Raw genomic sequence first — 22,526 nt, 5'->3', positions numbered from 1 at the left:
CCAGGATGCCCACGGGTATCGTGGTCGTCGTGACTGCCGACCCGACGCCCCGTGACCCGTCCGTCGCCCGCGCCGAGATCCGCGACAGCGAGGCACAGCGCCGGCTCGGCCTGTTGCCGTCCGGGGTGCTGCCGGGGCGTGCCGCCCGATGGGTGGCCGACGGTGTCGACGACCCGTCCGTGCGCGCGCTCGCCGAGGCACAGACGAGCACCGACGACGACCGTGAGGCGCTGCTCGCCCGGGCCGCGGCCGGCCTCGGCCTCGGCTTCGACTCGGTGCGCGAGGCACGGGCCCATCACGGCCAGCGCGTGGTCGAGTCGATGACGGCCGCGTCGGCCCCGAACGACGCCCTGGGCTTCTCGAACGGCTTCACCGACACCATCGAGGAGTCGGTGCGCGACAGCATCGCCCGCCTCTTCAAGCCCCGCGGCTGAGCCGGGGCCGCGCCGCCGAGCGTGAGGTCGGCGGCTGAGCGAGGGCTCCGCGGCCGAGCCGGGGCCTCGCGGCCGAGCCGCGCACCCGACGCGACCGGACGCAGGAGGCGCGGTGCCGGTCACGACCGGCACCGCGCCTCCTGCAGTCGGTCCGTGAGTCAGGCCTTGCCGACCTCGAGCTCGACGACGGCCCATGACAGGGCGGGAAGGCGCAGGCGTGCGGTGCCGCCGTCGACCGTGACGCCGGTCAGCGGGACGAGTCCGACCGTGTCTTGCGCGTTCTCGGTGTTGGACGAGAAGCGGTCGCCGCCCTCGGGAACGGCCAGCACCTCGGCGCGGGTGACGCGTCCGCCGCTGAAGCCGCGCAGGGCGACCTCGACGTCGGCGGCCTCGTCGAGACCGCGGTTCGCGAGGAAGAACGCGACCGTGCCGGCCTCTTCGTCGTAGGTCGCGCTGACGTCGACCAGGTCGGCGTCGCCGTACTTCTCGGTGTCGACCTTGTCGCTCGTCACGAGGGTGCGCAGGATCTGACCGGTCGCGAGCGCCGCCATGCGGGCGAACGGCCAGAAGATCGACTGGCGCCACGCGGGCCCGCCGGCCTCGCTGCGGATCGGCGCGATGACGTTGACGAGCTGCGCCTGGTTGGCGATCTTGACCCGGTCGCCGTGACGCAGCAACGAGTTGAGGAACGTGCCGACCACGACCGCGTCGGTGACGTTGTACTGGTCCTCGATCAGTCGGGGGTGCTCGCGCCAGCCCTTCGACACGTTGTGCGGCTGGTCGTCCGAGTCGAGGCCGGTCTGGTACCAGACGTTCCACTCGTCGAACGAGATGTCGACCTGCTTCGTGTGCTTGCCGGCGGCCTTGACGCCGTCGATGGTCGACACGACCTCCTCGATGAACGCGTCCATGTCGACGGCCGTCGCGAGGAAGCTCTTCGCGTCGCCGTCGTGCTCCTGGTAGTAGGCGTGCATCGAGACGTAGTCGACCTCGTCGTACGCGTGGGTGAGGACCTCGTGCTCCCAGGTGCCGAAGGTGGGCATGCCGCGGCCCGAGCTGCCGACCGCGACCAGCTCGATCGAGTCGTCGACGAACTTCATGGCCTTGGCGGCCTCCTGGGCGAGGCGGCCGTACTCGGTGGCGGTCTTGTGGCCGATCTGCCACGGGCCGTCGAGCTCGTTGCCGAGGCACCAGAGCTTGATGTCGAACGGGTCCTTCGCGCCGTTGGCGATGCGACGGTCGCTGAGCGCCGTGCCACCGGGGTGGTTGGCGTACTCGACCAGCTCGCGGGCGGCGTCGACGCCGCGGGTGCCGAGGTTGACGGCCTCCATCACCTCGGTGCCGGCGAGTTTCGACCAGGCGACGAACTCGTGCAGGCCGAAGGCGTTGGTCTCGACCGTGTGCCAGGCGCCGTCGAGGCGGCGCGGGCGCTGGTCGACCGGCCCGACGCCGTCCTCCCAGTTGTAACCCGACACGAAGTTGCCGCCGGGGTAGCGGATGACGGTCGCGCCGAGCTCCTTCGTGAGGTCGAGGACGTCCTGACGGAAGCCGTTCTCGTCGGCGGTGGGGTGGCCGGGCTCGTAGATGCCGGTGTAGACGCAGCGGCCCATGTGCTCGACGAACGAGCCGAACAGGCGGCGGGGGACCGGGCCGATGGTGAAGTCGCGGTCGACGGTGATGCGGGCGGTGGACATGGATCTCCTAGCTGAGGGGAACGGCGTGCGTGGGGTGGGGACGAGGACGAGGAGGCGCGGTGCGGCAGGGTCGTGGGGTCCGGTTCGGTCGGGTCACTGACCCCCGAAACCGGTGGTCGAGATGCCCTTGATGATCTGTCGTTGGAAGAACAGGAACACGAGGATCAGCGGCAGGGCCGCGAGGACGGCGGCGGCCATGTTCTGGGCGTACTGGATGCCGTAGGCGCTCTCGATGGTCTGCAGTCCGACCGGCAGCGTCAGCAGCGAGGCGTCGTTCGTGACGATGAACGGCCACAGGAAGTTGTTCCAGGCGCCGATGAACACGAAGATCGACACCGCCCCGAGGATGGGCCGCGACAGCGGCAGCAGGATCGTGAAGAACACCCGGATGCGCCCGGCGCCGTCGACGCGGGCGGCGTCCTCGAGCTCGATCGGCACCTGGTCGAAGAACTTCTTCAGCACGAAGACCATGGCCGGGGCGATGGCCTGCGGCAGGATGATGCCCCAGTACGTGTCGACCATGTCGAAGGCGAGCATCTGGTAGAACAACGGCACGATCAGCACCTGCGGCGGGATGATGATCGACGCGATCGTCGCCACGTAGAGCCACTTCTTGCCCCGGAAGTCGAGGCGCGAGAAGGCGTAGGCGACGAGGGCCGAGGTGGCCACGACGATCAGCGTGATGACGATCGACGTGAACAGGCTGTTGAACAGCCATACCGGGATGTTGCCTTGTTCGAGCACCCCGCGGTAGGCGTCGAGCGTGAAGCCGCCGGCCGGTATCCAGGTCTGCGGCGTCGCCGCGGCGTCGGTCTCGCTCTTGAACGAGGTGGCGAGCGACCACAGGAACGGCAGCAGCCAGAGGACGGCGAGCCCGACCAGGATGACCACGCTGAGGACGGCCATCGGGCCGAACGGCTTCTGGCCGGGCTTGTGGCCCTTCCGGCCGCGGTCGGCGGTGGGGGCGCGCAGGTCGGACGTGGGGGCGATGGCGGGGGCGGTCATTTCTGGGCTCCCTTGCGGTTGCGGGCCGTGATGCTGAACTGCGCGATCGAGATGACGACGATGACCGCGAAGAAGATGTACGAGATCGCCGACGAGTAGCCGAAGCGGTAGCCGGTGAAACCGGTGTCGAAGATGTACTGCACGGCCGAGCGGGTGCTGCCCGCCGGTCCGCCGGTGGTCATCTGGTAGATCTGGTCGAAGACCTTCAGTGAGGCGAGCACCTGCAGGATGACGATCAAGCCGGTGGTCGGGCCGAGCTGCGGGATGGTGATCGACAGCAGCGAGCGCCAGCGTCCGGCGCCGTCGAGCGACGCGGCCTCGTACTGCTGGTCGGGGATGTTCTGCAAGGCGGCGAGGTACAGCAGGAAGTTGAAGCCGACCGTCCACCAGACGGTGGTCGCGACCACGGCGATCATGGCGGTGTCGGGGTCCTGCAGCCAGGCGGGCTGCGGCAGCCCGAGCGTGCCGAGCACGTTGTTGATCGGGCCGAGGGTCGGGCTGTAGAGCTGGATCCAGAACAGCGAGACGACCGTCGAGGCGAGCAGGTACGGCAGGAAGAAGCTCAGCCGCCAGAGCCACTGCCCCGGCAGCCCGGTGTTGACGAGGATGGCGAGCACGAGGGCGACGACGACGAGCGGGATCGTGCTGAGCACCGTGAACCACAAGGTGTTGAGCATCGAACGCCACATGTCGCCGTCGGCGAAGGCCTCGGCGTAGTTGGCGACGCCGATCAGCTCGCCGCCCTGGCCGGTCAGGCTCTGGCCGGTGAAGCTCAGGTAGAAGCCGTGCACGAGCGGCCAGACCAGGAACACCGCGAAGAGCACGGTGAACGGGGCGGCGAAGCCCCAGCCGATGCGGTTGTCGGACGGGCCCGTCCGCTTGCGGGAGGCGCGGCTGCGGTCGGTCGCGCGGGCGTCGGACCGCGCGCGGTCGGCGGTGGCCCGGGGGGCCTTGACCGTGGTGGAGGTCACAGATCGACTCCTTCGTCGTCGTGATGGTCGGGTCGTGCGGAGGGGGAGGAGAGCGGTGTCGGGCGTGCGGGGTGGCCGGGTCGGCCGGTGGCGCGGGGGCGTCGCATGGTCGTCACACCGGGGCCGGGCGCGACAGCTGGGTGTTCACGCGCGCGACGAACCGCCGCATGCCGTCGGCCGCGTCGTCCTTGGCGAGGATGACCGACTGGATCGAGTCGAGGAAGTACGTCTGGAAGTCCGAGCCCGAGCCGGTGAACCAGGCGGGCGGGTCGTAGTTGAGGTAGTCGGCGGCCTCGGCGTAGTTCGCCTGCGGTCGCAGCTCGGCGTACTCGGGGCTCTCGACGATGGGCAGGTAGGCGGGGATGTGCCCGGCCGCCGCCCACGAGAGGGAGTCCTTGAGGATGGTCGAGACCATCTTGTAGACGTCCTCGCGCTTGACGTCGTCGACCTCGCTCTGCCGCGGCAGCACGAACGCGTGCGAGTCGGCGTAGACGGCCGGCGTGCCGAACAGCGTCGGGATGATGCTGCCGTCGAACGGGATGCCCGCGTTCTCGGCGCTCGGGACCTCCCACACGCCGGTGAAGAGCATGCCGCTCTCGCCGCTGACGAACTCGGCGATGCCCGACTGGATGTCGCTGGCGGTGGCCATGGCCGTGCCGTCGGTGAGCTGCTGCATGAACTCGAGCGCGGTGACGGCGGCCTGTTCGTCGTACTCGACCGTCCCGCCCTCTTTCAGCACCATGTCGGCGCCCTGCTGCTTGTAGAACGTGTAGAACATGCGCCACAGCTGGGCGCCGTCGTTGAGGTAGCCCCACGAGGCGCCGTGCTTGCCGGTCACCTGCTGCATGGCATTGGCGACCTCGAGGAACTGCTCGGGGCTGGTGATCTCGACGAGCTTCCCGTCGGGGCCGAGGGCGCCCGCCTGCGCGGCGATGTCCGTGTTGTACAGCAGGATGAACGGGTGCGAGTCGAGCGCGACCGAGTACAGGTCGCCGCCGTTGAAGCCCTTCTTCCAGACCGCTTCGGCGAAGTCCTGCTCGCGGACGCCGTACGACGCGAGCTTGTCGACGTCCCACGGGTCGAGCAGCCCACCGGGTGCGTAGCCGGGCACGCGCGACGCGTGCATGATCGCGACGTCGGGGGCCCGCCCACCGGCCGAGGCCATGGCGAGCTTCGTGTAGTACGGGGTGCCCCAGGCGAGCACCGTCTGCGTCGCGTGGAACTCGGGGTTCTGCTCGTTGGCCTGGTCGATCAGCGCCGACATCTTGATGCCGTCGCCACCGCTCAGCAGGTGCCAGAACTTGAGCTGCGCGACGTCCGTGCCCGAGCCGGTGACGGCGCCGGGGGCACAGCCCGAGAGGCCCGTGGCGACGAACGCTCCGCCGACGAGTGCTGCCGAGCCGAGCAACATGCTGCGGCGACTGAGGCCGCGTGGGGTGGCGGTGCCGCGGGTGGTGCCCGGTCGCGGTGCCGGGGTCGTCCGATGGTTCTCGGTCATCTTCACTCCTTTGTGATGTGTGACGAGAGCGACTATTCCATCGTTGTAACGGAAGCGCAAGAGGAGTTCGTCACAACGCCGGGACGTGGTCACGACGCCAGGCTTTCTCGTGGCGCCGTGACCACCTCGTGGTGTCAGCCGCGGGCGCCGCTGCTGGCTCGGACGACGATCTCGTGCGGGATCAGCACGAGCTCGGCCGCGCCCTGCCGGTCGGCGATGCGGGCCGCGAGCAGCTCGAGGGTGCGGTCGACGAACTGCCGCTTGTCGAAGGTGACGGTCGTCAGCGGCGGCACGGAGAACCTTCCGTCGACGATGTCGTCGAAGCCGGCCACCGCGACGTCGTCGGGGACGTGCAGGCCCGCCGAGCTCAGCGCGCTGACGGCGCCGATCGCGAGCGAGTCGGTGAAGCAGAAGATCGCGTCGGGCCGGTCGCCGCGATCGATCGCCGCGCGCACGACGGCGAAGGCGTCGGCCGACGTCCATTCGGGGCACGAGTACTGCAGGGCACGGTCGACGGGCCACCCGGCCTCGGCCTCGCCCGCTCGCAGCCGGGGGTGGGGGCGGGGGCGGGGGCCGTGTCGAACCCACCCGCCGAGTCGCCCAGGGTCGCGATGCGGCGGTGCCCGGCGGCGGTCAGGGGGGCCGTCATGTCGCGGGCCGCGGCGGCGCTGTCGGCCCGCACCTGGTCGACGAGGGTCTGTTCGACCTCGCCGATCACGACGACGGGCGGCAGCGAGTCGGTGGCGGCCCCGGTGCCGGAGCCGGTGCCGGCCGACGACAGGGCGCTGGCGTCGAGCGTGATCGGGTTGAGGACGAGGCCGTCGACGAGGTGTTCCTTGCCCCGCGAGAGCAGCTCGCCCTCGCGCTCGGGCCGCGAACCGGTCTGCTCGAGCTGGATCGACCAGCCGCGCTCGTGGGCCTGCTCGACGAACCAGTGCGTCATCTCGGCGCTGTACGGGGTGCTCAGGTCGGGGAAGGCCAACGCGATCGAGCCGGTGCGCCCGGTGCGCAGGCCGCGCGCGCTGAGGTTCGGCACGTAGTCGAGCTCGGCGAGCGCGCTCTCGACCCGGGTCCTGGTGTCGGGTCGCACGAACACGACGCCGTTGATCACGTTCGAGACGGTCTTCGGCGACACCCCGGCGAGTGCCGCCACGTCCTTCACCGTCGCGCGCATCCCCACAGGCTAGTGGCGGCCACGAGACCCCGGGCCCCGCTCAGGCGGAGGCGAGCACCTTGACGATGCGCTGCAGCGAGACGCTCTCGCTCGGCCGCAGGTCTTGCGCGAACAGGCTGAGGCGGAACTCCTCGAGCATCCAGCGGGCGCGGACGAGCGCAGGAGGCGCGGTGTCGGTCGGCGGGAACGTCCCGCCCGCGGCCTCGTACCGCTCGGTCGCCTGCTGCACCTCGCTCAGCCAGACGCGGTCCCGCCCGGGGTTCTCGAGCAGCTTCGCCGTGCGCTTCGTGATGCCCACGAGGTACACCGGCACGCGCTGCAGCTGCTGGAGCCCGGTCTGCGATACGAAACCCGGTCGGATGAGCCGGTCGCGTTGCTGGCGCATGTCGGTCAGCGCGGCGAGCAGGGTCATCGACGTGGCACCCTTCATCGCCTTGTCGGCGTCGCGGGCGGCGGTCAGCGTGCGGGCGACGAGCGAGACGGTCTGGAACATCTGGTCCATCACGGCCCCGGACACCCGGTCGCGCGTCGAGAGGAACTCTTTCTTGGTCATCACCATGCCGTCGGGCTTCACCCGGAACAGCACGTCGTCGACGACGGCCACGAGGCAGTCCGCGAAGAGCGCCGACGTGTTCTGGTACGGGCTCGTCGCGAGGATGAGCTTCTCGGCGCTCGTCAGGTGTTGCTGCACGTAGGCCACGGGCGACGGGGTCGCCAGCATCAGAAGGCGCCGCACGCCCTTCGGCGTCGCGAGGGCCTGGTCGGCGGGCGTCGCCATCAACGTGATCGAGACCGAGTCGCCGTGGTCGACCAGGGCCGGGTAGGCCCGGATCACCGTGTCGCCGTGGCGGGTGTCGACGACGGCGGGGAGCTCGTCGAAATCCCACGACGTCAGGCCCTCGCGCTCGATCGAGCTCGTAGGGCGAGGCGCGACGGGCGTGGTGTCGCCACCCGCGCCTCCTCGTCCGCGACCCCGGCCGCGGCCGCGCTCGTCGCGCCCGCCGCCCTGCGTGACGCGGGCGACGCTGTCGCGGGTGGCGTCGCGCAGCCGGTGCTGCAGCGCGTCGAGGTCCTTGTCGGCCCCGACCGTGCGACCCCGCTCGTCGACCACCGCGTACGTCACCCGCAGGTGCGCGGGCACGCGGTGCAGGGCGAAGTCGTCGGTCGTGACGGGCGTGTACGTGAGCTTCTTGATCGCCGCGGCGACGGTAGAGGTGAACGGCTCGTCGACGTCGCCGGGCGGTGCGTCGGGCAGCTCGTCGGTGATCTTCGACGCCCAGTCGGCGGCGGGGACCACGTTCTTGCGGATCTGTTTCGGCAGCGACTTGATCAACGACGGGACCAGCTCGTCGCGCGGCCCCGGCACCTGCCAGTCGAACCCGACCGGACGGAGGCGCGGCAACAGGGGCAGCGGGACGATCACCGTCACGCCGTCGTCGTCGGCCCCCGGCTCGAACTTGTAGCGCAGGGTCAACGTCTGGTCGCCCTGCTGCCACGTGCTCGGGAAGCCCTGCTCGTCGACGTCGGGTTCGTCGTCCCCGAGCAGGTCGGCGGCGGTCATGGTGAGCAGGTCGGGGGTGTCGACCTTGGCCTTGCGCCACCAGCCCTCGAAGTCGCGCATGCTGGCGACGTCGGCCGGGATGCGCCGTTGGAAGAACTCGAACGCGGCGTCGCCGTCGACCAGGATGTCGCGCCGACGCGTCCTCTCTTCGACCTCGGTCAGCTCGCGGATCAGCTGCCGGTTCTTCTGCTCGAAGGCCTGGTGCCCCTCCCAATCGCCCTCGACGAGCGCGTGCCGGATGAACAGCTCGCGGGCGTAGGCGGGGTCGATGCGCGAGAACTGGATGCGCCGACGCTCGACGATCGGCACGCCGTAGAGCGTGACGCGCTCGTAGGCGACGACGGCGCCCTGCTTCTTCTCCCAGTGGGGCTCGCCGTAGCTGCGCTTCACCAGGTCGGGTGCGAGCGGTTCGGCCCAGGCCGGGTCGATCGAGCCGGCGACCCGGGCGAACAGGCGGCTGGTCTCGACCAGTTCGGCGGTCATCACGGCTGCCGGCGGCTTCTTCGCGAGGCTGCTGCCCGGGAAGATCAGGAACCTCGTCTGGCGGGCGCCGACGAAGTCCTTCTTCTGCGGGTCGAACAGGCCGATCTGGCTGAGCAGGCCGGCCAGGAGGCTGCGGTGCACGCCGTCGGGGTTCGCGCTGCGCTCGCCGACGTGCAGCCCGAGGGGACGGGCTGCTCGGGAGAGTTGGCGGTAGACGTCCTGCCACTCGCGGATGCGCAGGTAGTTGAGGAACTCGTCGCGGCACAGTCGCTTGAAGGCGTTGCCGCTGAGCTCCTTCTGCTTGTCCTCGAGGTATTCGAACAGGTTGAGCAGGGTGAGGAAGTCGCCCTTGGGGTCGCGGAAGCGCGAGTGCTTCTCGTCGGCCTGGGCTCGTCGTTCGAGGGGACGCTCGCGGGGGTCCTGGATGCTCAGCGCCGAGACGATGGCGAGCACCTCGCGCGTCGTGCCCTGCGTCTTCGACTCGACGACCATGCGGGCGAGACGCGGGTCGATCGGCAGCCGCGTGAGCTGCTTGCCGACGCGCGTGATCTGGCCGCCCTGGGTGACGGCACCGAGCTCGCGCAGCAGGTCGAGGCCGTCCTTGATGCCGCGGGAGTCGGGCGGCTGCAGGAAGGGGAACGCGGCGATGTCGCCGAGGTTCAGCGAGATCATCTGCAGGATGACCGCGGCGAGGTTGGTCCGCAGGATCTCGGGCTCGGTGAACTCGGGGCGCTTCTCGAAGTCGGTCTCGCTGTAGAGGCGGATGGCGATGCCGCTGCTCGTGCGGCCGGACCGACCGGACCGCTGGTTGGCGCTCGCCTGCGAGATGGCCTCGATCGGCAGGCGCTGCACCTTGGCCCGGGTCGAGTAGCGGCTGATGCGGGCCGTGCCGGCGTCGATCACGTACTTGATGCCGGGCACGGTCAGGCTGGTCTCGGCGACGTTGGTCGCGAGGACGATGCGCCTGCGGGTGCCGGCGGTCGTGCTGGGCTGGAAGACGCGGTGCTGGTCGGCGGCGCTCAGTCGGCCGTAGAGGGGCAGCACCTCGGTGTGCGGCAGGTTGCGGCCGCGGATGCTCTCTTCGGCGTCGCGGATCTCGTTCTCGCCGCTGAGGAAGACCAGGACGTCGCCGCTCGACTCGCGCGCGAGTTCGTCGAGGGCCTCGTTGATGCCCTGGAGGTAGTCCTTGTCGTCGGCGCGCTGCCTGCGGTCGCCGGCCCGCGCCTCCTGCCGGTCGCCCTGCCGACCCGAGGGGCGGTCGTCGTCGTCGAGGTCGCCGTCGTCGTCGCTCGTGGTGTCGTCGGCGACGAGCGGTCGGTAGCGGACCTCGACCGGGTAGGTGCGGCCCGAGACCTCGACGATGGGCGCGTCGCCGAAGTGCTTCGAGAACGACTCGGGGTCGATCGTGGCGCTGGTGATGATCAGCTTGAGGTCGGGTCGGCGGGGCAGCAGCTGCTTGAGGTAGCCGAGCAGGAAGTCGATGGTGAGGCTGCGCTCGTGGGCCTCGTCGATGATGATCGTGTCGTAGCGCTCGAGCTCGCGGTCGAAGTGGATCTCGTTGAGCAGGATGCCGTCGGTCATCAGCTTGATCTGCGTGTCGGCGCCGACCTTGTCGGTGAAGCGCACCTGGTACCCGACGACGCCGCCGACCTCGTCGCCGAGCTCTTCGGCGATGCGTTCGCTGATCGTGCGGGCCGCGATGCGTCGCGGCTGGGTGTGGCCGATCTTGGTGCGACCGAGCTCGAGGCAGATCTTGGGCAGCTGGGTCGTCTTGCCCGAGCCGGTGGCACCGGCGACGATGACGACCTGGTTGTCACGGATCGCCGCGGCGATGTCGTCGCGCCTCTGGCTGACCGGCAGCTCGGCGGGATACGTGATGGTGGGGATCATGAGCCCTCCATCGTAAGCCGCCCCGGCTGAGCGGGGGGCCCGCCAGTCGTGCCTCGTCGTAGGATCGCGGCAGACCGTACGTCGACGGAGACGGAGAGACACAGATGTCATCAGCACACACCCCCCGGGGCCACGCCACCGCGTCGGTCGCGGCCATCCTCGCCGAGTCGGCCGCCAGGTACCCCGACGACGTCGCCGTGATCGTCGGGCCCACCTCGACCACGTACGCCGAGCTCTGGCAGCAGACGTTGGCCTACGCCGGGGCCCTCCGCGCCCGGGGCGTCGGCTCCGGCGACCGGGTCGCCATGCTGGTGCCCAACGTCGCCGAATTCCCGCGGGTCTACTACGCGACGCTCGCGCTCGGCGCGGTCGCCGTGCCCGTCCACGCCCTGCTCAAGCGCCACGAGATCGAGTACGTGCTGCGCGACAGCGGCTCCCGCCTGCTCGTCTGCGCCGCGCCGCTGCTGGGCGAAGGAGGCGCGGGAGCGCAACTGGCCGGGGTCGACGTCCTGACCGTGCTCGCGCCTCCTGCCGTCCAGGAGGAGGAAGGGCCCGACCGCCTGGAAGACCTCGCCGCGGCCGCCGAACCGCTTGACACCTACGTGCCCCGCGACCCGTTCGACACCGCCACGATCCTCTACACCAGCGGTACCACCGGCCAGCCCAAGGGCGCCGAGGGGTCGCACCTCGCCCTGATCGAGCAGGTCAACACCAACCTGATGACGACCTTCGACATGCATCGGGGCGACGTGCTGCTCGGGGCTCTGCCGCTGTTCCACACCTTCGGGCAGACCTGCACGATGAACACCGGGTTCCGGGTCGGCGCGACCATCGTCATGCTGCCGAAGTTCGACGGAGACGCGGCGCTCGCCGCGATGGTCGAGCACGGGTGCGAGATCTTCATGGGCGTGCCGACGATGTACATGGCCCTGATAGCCGCCGCCACCCGCAGCGAGGCGCGTCCGCCGCTGCGCTACGCCGTCTCGGGCGGGGCGTCCCTGCCTCTCGCGGTGCTCGAGAAGTTCCAGCAGGTGTACGACGCACCGATCCACGAGGGCTACGGGCTGACCGAGACCTCGCCCGTCGCCACCTTCAACCACGTCGGGGTGCCGCCGCGGCCCGGCACCATCGGCACGCCGATCTGGGGCGTCGACGTCGAGATCGCCGACCAGCACGTCGAGGACTCGATCGTGCTGCTGCCGCGCGGCGAGATCGGCGAGCTCGTCATCCGCGGCCACAACCTGATGAACGGCTACCTCGACCGTCCCGACGACACCGCGAAGGCGATCGTCGACGGCTGGTTCCGCACGGGCGACCTCGGCACGAAGGACGACGACGGCTACCTGACGATCGTCGACCGCACGAAGGACATGATCATCCGCAACGGCTACAACGTGTACCCGCGGCAGGTCGAAGAGGTCCTCGCGCAGCACCCCGACGTCACGATGGCGGCCGTCTTCGGCGTGCCGCACGAGCTGCACGGGCAAGAGATCGAGGCGGCCGTCGTCCTGCGCGACGGCGCCACGGCGACGCCCGACGAGCTGGTCGCGTTCGTCTCCGACGAGATCGCGGCCTACAAGTTCCCCCGCGTCGTCCACGTCCTCGACGTCTTGCCCCTCGGGCCCAGCGGCAAGGTGCTCAAGCGCGAGCTCGTCGACCGCTTCGGGTCCCCGCAGGAGGCGCGCTCGGGCAGCTGACGCCGGGTCGCGTCGACCCCGAGCCCCTCCCGTCCCGGGGTGCCCGCCACCTAGAGTGGAGCCTCGACGATCGTGTCCCGGCCCCCGGCCGCGCGCGACCGGCCCGTCCCGGCGGGCCCGCCTCATCACGAAGGAGTGACATGAGCGACACCATCACCGCACCCGCCCCGGCCGCCTCCGACGGTCCCGAGATCCACAAGGGCCTGGCCGGCGTCACGGTCGACCGGACGGCGGTCTCGAAGGTCGACGCGGCCAGCAACTCGCTGCTCTACCGCGGTTATCCGGTGCAGCAGCTCGCCGCCGAGCGGGACGTCGAGGACGTCGCCTGGCTGCTGCTGCACGGCGAGCTGCCCACCGCCGACGAGCGGCGCGACTTCGACGCCGAACTCCGCGCGCACCGCGCGCTCGCCCCCGGTCTGCAGCACCTGATCGACCTGATCCCGACCTCGGCCCATCCGATGGACGTCGTCCGTACCGCCGTGAGCGCCATCGGAGCCGCCCGGCCCGAACCGACGACCGGTGCGGGCGTCTACGACGTCGCCGACACGCGCCGACTCGCCACGCACCTCTTCGCCGTGCTACCCGCCGTGATCGCATACGACCAGCGGCGCCGCCACGACCTGCCTCCCGTGCCGCCGCGCGACGACCTCGGCTACAGCGCCGACTTCCTGCACCAGGTGTTCGACCGCGAGCCCGACGCGCTCGACGTCGACGCGTTCGACACCTCGATGACCCTCTACGCCGAGCACTCGTTCAACGCCTCGACCTTCACCGCGCGGGTGATCGCCTCGACGCTGTCCGACCTGCACTCGTCGATCGTCGGGGCGATCGGCGCCCTCAAGGGCCCGTTGCACGGCGGTGCCAACGAGGCCGCGCTCGAGCTGCTCGACCGCGTCGGACCGGCCGACGGCGCGGTGTCCTGGCTCGACGACGCGTTCGCCCGCAAGGAGAAGATCATGGGCTTCGGCCACCGGGTCTACAAGAACGGCGACAGCCGCGTGCCCACGATGGAGGACGCCTTGGGCCGCCTCGTCGACCGGGCCCGTGAGCAGGGCGACGACCGGGTCGACGGGCTCAAGGAGACCTACGACGTCGTCGCCGCGACGGTGTTCGAGCGCAAGGGCCTGAAGCCCAACGTCGACTACCCGTCCGGGCTGGCGTACCACCTGATGGGCTTCGAGACGCCGGTCTTCACGCCGCTCTTCGTCGCGTCGCGCGTCCTCGGCTGGAGCGCCCACGTCATCGAGCAGCGCGAGGCCAACTCGCTGATCCGCCCCCTCAGCGAGTACGACGGTGCACCCCTGAGGGACGTCCCCGCGCGCTGACGCCTACCGTGGCCCGCATGCCGAACCAGCTGCGAGACGCCGTCAGTCCCTACCTCAGGTCGCACGCCGACAACCCGGTCGAGTGGCGCGCCTGGGGGCCGGGGCCGTTCGCCGAGGCCGTCGAGCGGGACGTGCCCGTGATGGTCTCGATCGGCTACTCGACCTGCCACTGGTGCCACGTCATGGCGCGCGAGAGCTTCTCCGACCCCGAGGTCGCGGCGCAGCTCTCGGCCGGGTTCGTCTCGGTGAAGGTCGACCGCGAGGAGCACCCCGACGTCGACTCGAGCTACCTCGCCGCCGCCTCGGCCTTCACCGAGGGGCTCGGCTGGCCGCTGACCGTCTTCGTCACGCCCGAGGGCCGGCCCTTCTACGCCGGCACGTACTTCCCGCCGGTGCCCGTGCAGGGTCGACCGTCGTTCCGACAGGTGCTCGACGCCGTCACCGACGCCTGGACCACCAGGCGGACCGAGGTCGACGCGACCGCGTCCGCGGTGCAGGAGGCGCTGGCTGCGGGACCCGCGTCGGTCACCGGCACCGCGCCTCCTGGTCCCGACGCCGGGGTCGCCCTGCCGGGGCGCCCCGAGCTCGCCCACGCCGTCGCCCGCCTCGCGGCCCACGAGGACCGCGAGCACGGCGGCTTCGGCGGGGCCCCGAAGTTCCCGACGGCGCCGGCCCAGCTGGCGCTGCTCTCCCTCGGCGCCGGGGGAGACGACGGCGCCCTCGAACTCGTCTCGCGGACGCTCGCCCGGATGGCCGCGTCGCCGCTGCGCGACCCGGTCGAGGGCGGGTTCTTCCGGTACGCGGTCCGACGCGACTGGTCCGAGCCGCACTACGAGCGCATGCTGTACGACAACGCCCAGCTGCTGCTCGCCTACTCGCGGCTCTCGGTGCTCGATGCGGGCCCGGACGCTGCTGCCGCCCCGGGTGCCGACGCCACGTCGGGCACCGCGCCGATGTCGGCAACTCAGGAGATCGACACGCATCCGGCCCGGGTCGCCGCCGGGGTCGCCGATTTCCTGAGTTCGCGACTGCGCACGGCCGACGGGGCCTTCGGCTCGGCGCAGGACAGCGAGAGCACGATCGACGGCGTCCGCGACGAGGGCGGCTACTACCGGCGGGACGCCGCGGGCCGGGCCGTCCTCGACCCGCCGCCCGTCGACGACAAGGTGCTCACGGGCTGGAACGGCCTCGCGATCGCCGCGCTCGCCGAGGCGGGGGCACGGCATGGGCGGCCCGAGTGGGTCGAGACCGCGCGGGGCGCGGCCGACCTGCTGCTCGCGCGTCACGTGACGGACGACGGTCGACTGCTGCGCGCCTCCGTGGGCTCGACCGTGTCGGACGCCGTGGCGACCCTCGAGGACCACGGCCTGTTCGCGTCCGGCCTGCTGGCCCTGTCACTCGCGACGGGCGAGGGCCGGTACGCGGTCGCCGCCCGCTCGTTCGTCGCCGCCTGCCTGCTCGACGACGCCGACCCGAGGATCGTCGCGGCCCCCTCGGGCGGTGACCCGGTGCTCGTCTCGCAGGGCGTCGCCCTGTCCAGCGACCCGAGCGAGGGGGCCTACCCGTCGGGACGCAGTGCGGTCGCGGCGGCCGCGCTCACGCTGCACCAGCTCACCGGGGAGGCGCGCTACCGGTCCGTCGCCGAGCGGCTCGTCGCCGAGGTGGCCGGTTCGGCCCTCGACAACCCGCTCGCCTACGGAGCCGCCTTCGGGCTGCTCGTCGAGCTCGAGGCGCCGCTCACGCAGCTGGTCGTGGTCGAGCCCTCACCGGCGGACCGCACGGATCACGTCGACGACGGCCTCGCCCGGCGGGCGAGGGGTCTGGTCCGCCCCGGCAGCGCCGTCGCCGTGATGGACGAGGAGGCGCTGGTCGCGTTCGAGCACGCGGGCTTCGAGTTGTTCGCGGGTCGATCGGCCCCCGGGCGCGTGCCCACCGCCTACCTGTGCCGCGACTTCGTCTGCCGCCTGCCGGTCACGACCGTCGACGACCTCGACGGGCTGCTGCTCGAGGAGTGACCGCCCGAGCGCATCGGTCGGCGTCGTCCCGGGCGGGATGTCGGACGGGGTGGCTAGGGGACGCCCGGAGGGCTCAGGCGGCGGCGGGCAGGAGCGGCGCCGACGGATCGGCGACCCACTCGGAGAGCGAGCCGTCGTAGACCGAGACGCCCGATCGACCGAGGACCGCGAGGGCGAGCGCGTCGACGCTCGCCGAGACACCCGTGGCGCAGTAGACGACCGTGCGCGGCTCGTCGGGGACGACGGCGAGGCGGGCGCGGAGCACGGGCTCGCGGGCCAGCGTGCCGTCGTCGGCCAACAGGGTCTCGGCCGGCACGTTGACGCTGCCGGGGATGTGCCCGGCACGGGGCAGCCGGCTCGACGTCCCGTCGAACTCGTCGCGGGGCGAGCCGGAGACGAGGGTCGCCCGTTCGTCGCCGGCGAGGACGGACTCGACGAAGGCCTTGTCGACCCAGTGCTCGGGGCGTTCGGTCGCGGCGAACCGTGCCGGCACGGGCTCGGTGCGACCCAGGTCGTAGGGCTTGCCGTGGGCGAGCCACTGCGACCACCCGCCGTCGAGCACCGCCACGGCGTCGTGCCCGTAGGCGCGGAACAGCCACCACAGGCGGGACGCCCAGCGGCCGTCGACGGTGTCGTAGACCACGACGGTGCTGTCGTTCGAGACGCCGAGGGCAGCGACCGCGGCCTGGAAGCGCGCGGCGCCGGGACGGGTGAAGGGCAGGCCGGAGTCGGGATCGCTGAACTCGGCGACCAGATCGGCCAAGACCGCCCCGGGGACGTGCCCGTCGCGCTCGAACCCGTCACGACCGGTGGCGTAGGCGACGGACGCGTGGTCGGCGTCGCCGTCGAGTCCGAGGTCGACGAGCACGGTCGCGTCGACGATCGTCAGGTCGTCGGCGCCGAGGTGGTCGGCCAACCACTGCGCGGAGACGACGGGTGAGGTGAGGACGGGTGCCATGCGGGCCACGGTAACGCCCACCGGTGACATCGCCCCGTGAACCCGCAATGAAGCGTCACAGGGTCTGCGGTGCAGCGACCCCGAGCGGGTGGACGGGCCCGGTCGGTCGCCTCAGCGACCGGCCTTCTTCGCGGTGATGACGCCGGTGTCGAAGCCCATCAGGTTCAGCCCGCCGTTGAACCGGGCGTGCTCGACCTTCATGCAACGGTCCATCACGACGGTCAGACCCTGCTCTTCGCCGTGGCGGGCGGCGTCTTCGTTGTAGATGCCCAACTGCACCCAGATGGTCTTAGCCCCGATGGCGAGCACCTCGTCGACGACCGACGGGATGTCGGCGGCCTTGCGGAACACGTCGACGATGTCGGGGACCTCGGGCAGCGACGCCAGGTCGGGGTAGGCCTTCTGACCGAGGATCGTGTCGGCGCGGGGGTTGACGAAGTAGACGCGCAGGTCGGTCGACTGCTGCAGGTACGTTCCGACGAACGAGCTGGACCGGCTCGGGTTCGGCGAGGCACCGACGACGGCGACGCTCTTCGCCGACCGCAGGATGGCCTGCCGCTCGCGGGCCGACGGCCCGACCCACGTCCGCTGCGACTTCAGCAGCTTGGCGAGGGGCGACGACGAGGGCAGCTCGCAGGTCAGCCCGTTGGTCAGCTGCGTGGTGACGGTGTCGGTCACGTCGGGTCACTCGCCTTTCGTCGCCGCGGCCAGCGCTTGGTCGAGGTCGTGGATGATGTCGTCGGGGTCTTCGATGCCGACGCTGATGCGCACCGAGCCGGGCAGCACGCCCGCGTCGACGAGTTGCTGCTCGCTGAGCTGGGCGTGGGTGGTCGAGCCCGGGTGGATGACGAGCGTCTTGGCGTCGCCGATGTTGGCGAGGTGGCTGGCGAGCTCGACCGACTCGATGAAGGTCTTGCCGGCCGGACGGCCGCCCTTCAGTTCGAAGGTGAAGACCGAGCCGGGCCCCTTCGGCAGGTACTTCGCCGCACGGTCGTGGTGCGGGTGCCCGGGCAGCCCGGCCCAGCGGACGCGCTCGATGCGCGGGTCGGCGTCGAGCCACTCGGCGACCTGGCGGGCGTTGTCGACGTGGGCCTGCATGCGGAACGGCAGGGTCTCGACGCCCTGGGCGAGCAGGAAGGCCGAGTGGGGAGCGAGGGCCGGGCCGATGTCGCGCAGCTGCTCGGCGCGCAGTCGGGTGAGGAAGGCGTACTCGCCGAAGTTGCCGGACCAGTTGAGCCCGCCGTAGCTCGGCACGGGCTGGTCGAAGAGCGGGAAGCGCTCGCTGTCCCAGTCGAAGCGGCCGGACTCGACGACGACGCCGCCGAGGGTGGTGCCGTGCCCGCCGAGGAACTTCGTGGCCGAGTGCACGACCACGTCGGCACCCCACTCGATCGGCCGGTTGAGGTAGGGCGTGGCGATGGTCGAGTCGACGATCAGCGGCAGGCCGTGCGCGTGGGCGACGTCGGCCAGGCCCTCGAGGTCGGCGACCTCGCCGGACGGGTTGGCGACCGTCTCGACGAAGAGCAGCTTCGTCTCGGGGCGGATCGCGGCGGCGTAGTCCGCCGGGTCGGAGGACTGCACGAAGGTCGTCTCGACGCCGAAGCGACGCAGGGTCACGTCGAGCTGGGTGAGCGACCCGCCGTAGAGGTTCGCGCTGGCGACGATGTGGTCACCCGCGCCGGCGAGCGAGGCGAAGGTGACGAACTGGGCGCTGAGCCCGCTCGCCGTGGCGACGGCGCCGAGGCCCCCCTCGAGGCTGGCGACGCGCTCCTCGAAGGAGGCGGTGGTGGGGTTGGCGAGGCGGCTGTAGATGTTGCCGTACTTCTGCAGGGCGAACCGCGCCGCGGCGTCGTCCGTGTCGTCGAACACGAACGCGCTGGTCTGGTAGATGGGCAGCGCCCGCGCTCCCGTCGCCGCGTCGGGGATGTTGCCCGCGTGGATCGCCCGCGTGCGGAAGCCGTACTCACGATCTGCCATGCCCCCACGCTAGCCGTTGGGCGTCACGCGGGGACCCGGGACGTCACACGGCGGAACACGGCCGACCCGCGCCTCCCGCCTGGGGACGAGGCATCGTGCGTCGGGAGGGCGACCCTCGTCACGGGCCGGTCACTTCCAGCTGGGGATCCAGTAGTGCAAACGGATGAACTCCCAGTCCTCGAGCTGCCCCGTCCACAGCGGGTAGAAGAAGACCGACACGGCCACGGCGACCACGACCAGGATGGCCGTGACGCCGATCCCGCTCAGTCGACGGGACCGGTCGTCGGTGCGTCGTCCGAGGACGATGCCGAGCACCGCGGCAAGGCCGAGCACGAGATAGGGCTCGAAGGCGATCGTGTAGAACTGGAACACCGTCCGGTCGGTGAACGCGAGCCACGGCAGGTAGGCCGCCGCGACGCCGACGAGGATCGCCCCGTACCGCCACTCGCGGTAACGCACCACGCGGTAGACGAGGTAGAGGCAGGCCGCGACCGCCGCGTACCAGATCAGCGGGTTCGCGACCGAGGTGATCGCCTCGCCGCACCGGGCCACGTCGCAGCCGCCCTGGCCCTCGTCGAACCCCTGGTAGTACATGCTCGTCGGTCGCAGCATCAGCAACCAGGTGAGCGGGTTCGCCTGGTACGCGTGGGGGGTGTGCAGGCCGACGTTGAACCCGTAGACGCCTGCCTGGTAGTGCCAGAAGTTCTGCACGACGTCGGGCACCCACGCCAGGGCGCCCGTCCACCGGGCGCCGCCGTCCTCGACCCAGCTGCGGTAGTAGCCGCCCGACGTCACGAACCAGCCGGTCCAGCTCGCCAGGTAGGCCACCACGGCGACGGGGACGGTCAGCAGGAAGCTCACCGGTGCCTGCGTGAAGAGCGTGCCCGACAGCCAGAACTCCACGCCGGCCCGGCGGCGCGCCACCATGTCGACCACCACCGTGTAGACCGCGAAGAACGCCAGGAAGTACAGGCCGTTCCACTTGACGGCCGTCGCCAGGCCGCACATCAGCCCGGCCGTCACCAGCCAGGGACGCGCCCAGAGGGCAGGACCCCAGGCGATGTCGCGACCGGCACCGCGCCTCCTCGCCCGCCAGGCCTCGAGCCGCCGGGCGCTCTGCCGGCGGTCGAGCAGCACCGCCCCGAAGGCCAGCAGGCCGAAGAACATCACGAAGTTGTCGAGCAGGGCCACCCGCGACATGACGATGGCGTGCCCGTCGATCGCGAGGAAGAACCCCGCCAGCGTGCCGAGCAGCGTCGACCGCAGCAGCAGCGACCCGATGACCGCGACCAGGGCGACCGCGAGGATGCCCACGACGGCCGTGCTGATGCGCCAGCTCGCCGGGTTCTCGGGTCCGACCGCCGCCATGCCGAGGCCGATCAGCCACTTGCCGAGGGGCGGGGGGGCGACGGACGACGGGGCGGCGAGGAACCCGTCGACCCCGCCGGCGGCGAAGGTCGGGTCGTAGTCGGCCGGCCACGACCCCTCGTAGCCCAAGTTGAACAGTGACCAGGCGTCCTTGACGTAGTAGGTCTCGTCGAACACGAGGGTCGCGGGGGAGTTCAGGTGCCACAGCCGCAGCACCGCGGCCAGCAGCGTGACCGCGAGGGGACCCGCCCAGGCCCAGACGCGCCTCCTGACCGGGGTGCGCAGCACGCGTCCCCACCAGGCGTCGAGCCGGGTCGGGGGAGCCTCGCGGGTGTGGGCGGTGGCCGTGTCGACGACCGGCGTGCCGACGGGCGTGACGACCGCCTGGCCGGCGAGCGGACCGGGCGGCACCAGGGCCGGCCCGCCGGCCACCGGACGGGCAGGAGGCGCGGTGTCGGTCTCGACGAGCGCATCGAACTCGCGCTCGGGCCCGGTCGTCATCGGGCCATCGGAAGTGGGCGGTCCGGGGCCGGGGGACAATGGGCGGGTGATCGTGCTCGCCGCCACCCCCATCGGAAACCTCGGCGACGCCAGCCGCCGCCTGATCGAGACGCTGTCGAACGCCGAGGTCGTCGCCGCCGAGGACACGCGCACGGCGATCCACCTGATGCGCGCCCTGGGCGTCGAGAACCGCCCCCGCCTGATCGCCCTGCACGAGCACAACGAGCGCGAGAAGGCGGGCGAGATCGTCGACCTGGCCCGCGCCTCCGACGTGGTCGTGCTCACCGACGCCGGCATGCCCGCCATCAGCGACCCCGGGTTCCCGCTCGTCGAGGCCGCCGCCGCCGCGGGCGTCACCGTCACGGCGATCCCCGGCCCGTCCGCGGTGCTCCCCGCGCTCGCCGTCTCGGGACTGCCCACCGACCGCTTCAGCTTCGCGGGCTCCCTGCCGCGGAAGCAGGGCGACCGGCTGCGCGTGCTGGGCGCGCTCGCCGACGAGCGCCGCACCATGGTGTTCTTCGAGTCGCCGCACCGTCTGGCCGATTCGCTGGGCGACCTCGTGACGGCCCTCGGGGCCTCGCGCCGAGTCGTCGTCTGCCGCGAGCTGACCAAGCTGCACGAAGAGGTGCGCCGGGGCAGCGCGGCCGAGCTCGCCGAGTGGGCGGCCGAGGGCGTGCGCGGCGAGATCTGCGTCGGGGTCGAGGGCGCCCCCGAGCGCGTCGTCGACCTGGCCGCCGGGCTCGCCCAGGTGCAGGCCCTCGTGGCCGACGGCACCCGGCTGAAAGAGGCGACCACCGACGTGGCTGCCGCCACGGGCCTGTCGAGGCGCGACCTCTACCAGGCCGCCCGCGCGGCCCGCCCGCCACGCGCGTAGGGCGTCGCGTACCCCTCGCAGGGCGGCGGGTGCAAGCTCGACGCAGGCACGTGCCCGAAGGAGGCGCGGCCCACCACGATCAGGAGGCACGGCATGAAGGCGGTCCGTTTCGAGCAGTACGGCGACATCGACGAGCTGGAGGTCGAGCAGGTGGCGAAGCCCGAGGCGGGGGCCGGCCAGGCCGGGGGCGCCGTCAAGGCGGCGGGCCTGAACCCCGGCGAGGCGGCCATCCGCGCCGGACTGGTGCACGACGCGTTCCCGGCGGCGTTCCCGTCGGGACAGGGGACCGACTTCGCCGGCGTCGTCGACGAGGTCGGCGCCGGCGTCGACGAGTGGTCGGTCGGCGACGAGGTCGTCGGCTGGGCGAACCGGTCGTCGCACGCCGAGTTCGTCGTCGTCGGCCACGACGAGCTCGTCGCCAAGCCCGAGAACGTGCCGTGGGAGGTCGCCGGCAGCATCAGCGTGACCGGCCCCACCGCCTACGCCGCCCTGCGCGCCGTGCAGGCGACCGAGGGCGACACGCTCGTCGTCTCGGCCGCGGCCGGAGGCGTCGGCGTGATGGTCTCGCAACTCGCCGTCCTCGGCGGGCTCACCGTGATCGGCACGGCGAGCGAGCGCAACCACGACTTCCTGCGTCAGCTCGGCGTCACGCCCGTCGAGTACGGCGACGGCGTCGTCGACCGCATCCGCGAGGCCGCCCCGCAGGGCGTCGACGCCTACGTCGACTGCTTCGGCCAGGGCAACGTCGGCTACGCGCTCGAGCTCGGCGTCGCCCCGCAGCGCATCGACACGATCATCGACTTCGCGGCCGCCGAAGAGCACGGCGTGAAGGCCGAGGGCAGCGCCCAGGCCACGAGCCAGGCCGTCCTGTCCGAGCTGCTCGAGCTGATCTCGACGAACAAGATCATGGTGCCGATCGACGGCATCTTCCCCCTCGACGAGGTGAAGGACGCCTACCGCGACCTCGAGGACGGCCACGCCCGCGGCAAGTACGTGCTCGGCATGGACGTCGTCGAGTACCCGGGCGAGCACGCGGGCGAGCGGGCGGGCTCCGACGACCGCACCGAGGAGCACGACGCGACCTGAGCCATCGACGCGACC

The 22,526-nt window shown here is 71.5% G+C and carries 17 protein-coding genes; 6 read left to right on the top strand and 11 right to left on the bottom strand.

Going from position 1 to position 22,526, the window contains the following annotated elements; translation table 11 throughout:
* Positions 1-29: 29 nt before the first annotated feature.
* Complete coding sequence (locus AEQ27_RS12320; RefSeq protein ID WP_152970343.1) at positions 30-434, top strand: hypothetical protein; 405 nt, start codon at positions 30-32, stop codon at positions 432-434.
* A gap of 158 nt (positions 435-592) precedes the next feature.
* On the opposite strand, the gene AEQ27_RS12315 is transcribed toward AEQ27_RS12320, so the two are convergent.
* From AEQ27_RS12315 to hrpA, 7 genes are all read right to left on the bottom strand, one after another.
* Complete coding sequence (locus tag AEQ27_RS12315; RefSeq protein ID WP_054146917.1) at positions 593-2,128, bottom strand: alpha-N-arabinofuranosidase; 1,536 nt, start codon at positions 2,126-2,128, stop codon at positions 593-595.
* Between the two features lie 93 nt (positions 2,129-2,221).
* Positions 2,222-3,133, bottom strand: coding sequence for a carbohydrate ABC transporter permease (locus AEQ27_RS12310; protein WP_054146916.1), 912 nt, complete (start codon positions 3,131-3,133; stop codon positions 2,222-2,224).
* Entirely contained in the window at positions 3,130-3,987 is an 858-nt protein-coding gene (locus AEQ27_RS12305; RefSeq protein ID WP_054146994.1) for a carbohydrate ABC transporter permease, read from the bottom strand. The genes AEQ27_RS12310 and AEQ27_RS12305 overlap by 4 nt, the downstream gene beginning before the upstream one ends.
* 229 nt (positions 3,988-4,216) lie before the next feature.
* A complete protein-coding gene (locus AEQ27_RS12300; protein WP_082383504.1) occupies positions 4,217-5,602 on the bottom strand; it encodes an extracellular solute-binding protein in 1,386 nt (461 codons plus the stop codon).
* Between the two features lie 134 nt (positions 5,603-5,736).
* On the bottom strand, positions 5,737-6,057 hold the full coding sequence (locus AEQ27_RS18790; protein ID WP_369813647.1) for a substrate-binding domain-containing protein: 321 nt from the start codon (positions 6,055-6,057) through the stop codon (positions 5,737-5,739).
* A complete protein-coding gene (locus AEQ27_RS12295) occupies positions 5,970-6,776 on the bottom strand; it encodes a LacI family DNA-binding transcriptional regulator (protein WP_369813646.1) in 807 nt (268 codons plus the stop codon). The genes AEQ27_RS18790 and AEQ27_RS12295 overlap by 88 nt, the downstream gene beginning before the upstream one ends.
* 40 nt (positions 6,777-6,816) lie before the next feature.
* Positions 6,817-10,710: an ATP-dependent RNA helicase HrpA gene (gene hrpA / locus AEQ27_RS12290; RefSeq protein WP_054146915.1), complete on the bottom strand. Its 3,894-nt coding sequence runs from the start codon at positions 10,708-10,710 to the stop codon at positions 6,817-6,819.
* 104 nt (positions 10,711-10,814) lie between these two features.
* On the opposite strand from hrpA, the gene AEQ27_RS12285 reads away from it, so the two are divergent.
* The 3 genes from AEQ27_RS12285 to AEQ27_RS12275 all read left to right on the top strand — a co-directional run bounded on the left by AEQ27_RS12285 (position 10,815) and on the right by AEQ27_RS12275 (position 15,747).
* Positions 10,815-12,407, top strand: a complete 1,593-nt coding sequence (locus AEQ27_RS12285) for a long-chain fatty acid--CoA ligase (protein WP_054146914.1) — start codon at positions 10,815-10,817, stop codon at positions 12,405-12,407.
* A 140-nt stretch (positions 12,408-12,547) separates the two neighbouring features.
* Positions 12,548-13,732 (top strand): bifunctional 2-methylcitrate synthase/citrate synthase, encoded by a 1,185-nt coding sequence (locus tag AEQ27_RS12280; RefSeq protein ID WP_054146913.1) that lies wholly within the window; start codon positions 12,548-12,550, stop codon positions 13,730-13,732.
* Positions 13,733-13,749: 17 nt separating this feature from the next.
* Positions 13,750-15,747: a thioredoxin domain-containing protein gene (locus AEQ27_RS12275; RefSeq protein WP_054146992.1), complete on the top strand. Its 1,998-nt coding sequence runs from the start codon at positions 13,750-13,752 to the stop codon at positions 15,745-15,747.
* A 73-nt stretch (positions 15,748-15,820) separates the two neighbouring features.
* Here AEQ27_RS12275 and AEQ27_RS12270 read toward each other — a convergent pair whose 3' ends face one another.
* The 4 genes from AEQ27_RS12270 to AEQ27_RS12255 all read right to left on the bottom strand — a co-directional run bounded on the left by AEQ27_RS12270 (position 15,821) and on the right by AEQ27_RS12255 (position 20,551).
* On the bottom strand, positions 15,821-16,705 hold the full coding sequence (locus AEQ27_RS12270) for a sulfurtransferase (protein WP_054146912.1): 885 nt from the start codon (positions 16,703-16,705) through the stop codon (positions 15,821-15,823).
* Between the two features lie 111 nt (positions 16,706-16,816).
* On the bottom strand, positions 16,817-17,347 hold the full coding sequence (locus AEQ27_RS12265; RefSeq protein WP_369813653.1) for a CoA-binding protein: 531 nt from the start codon (positions 17,345-17,347) through the stop codon (positions 16,817-16,819).
* Positions 17,348-17,389: 42 nt separating this feature from the next.
* Positions 17,390-18,682, bottom strand: a complete 1,293-nt coding sequence (locus AEQ27_RS12260; protein ID WP_054146910.1) for an O-acetylhomoserine aminocarboxypropyltransferase/cysteine synthase family protein — start codon at positions 18,680-18,682, stop codon at positions 17,390-17,392.
* A 129-nt stretch (positions 18,683-18,811) separates the two neighbouring features.
* The gene (locus tag AEQ27_RS12255; protein ID WP_054146909.1) at positions 18,812-20,551 is read right to left on the bottom strand and encodes a dolichyl-phosphate-mannose--protein mannosyltransferase; all 1,740 of its coding nucleotides are present in this window, start codon (positions 20,549-20,551) and stop codon (positions 18,812-18,814) included.
* Between the two features lie 46 nt (positions 20,552-20,597).
* Here AEQ27_RS12255 and rsmI point away from each other — a divergent pair, with 46 nt between their 5' ends.
* Both rsmI and AEQ27_RS12245 read left to right on the top strand, forming a co-directional pair.
* On the top strand, positions 20,598-21,425 hold the full coding sequence (gene rsmI / locus AEQ27_RS12250; RefSeq protein ID WP_054146908.1) for a 16S rRNA (cytidine(1402)-2'-O)-methyltransferase: 828 nt from the start codon (positions 20,598-20,600) through the stop codon (positions 21,423-21,425).
* 93 nt (positions 21,426-21,518) lie between these two features.
* A complete protein-coding gene (locus AEQ27_RS12245; RefSeq protein WP_082383490.1) occupies positions 21,519-22,511 on the top strand; it encodes an NADP-dependent oxidoreductase in 993 nt (330 codons plus the stop codon).
* The last annotated feature ends 15 nt before the right edge of the window (positions 22,512-22,526 follow it).

Origin of the sequence: Frigoribacterium sp. RIT-PI-h (assembly GCF_001297205.1) — a bacterium.
Lineage (GTDB): Bacteria > Actinomycetota > Actinomycetes > Actinomycetales > Microbacteriaceae > Frigoribacterium.
The sequence above is the reverse complement of the archived record's forward strand: the minus strand, read 5'-3'. Positions and strand labels throughout refer to the sequence as shown.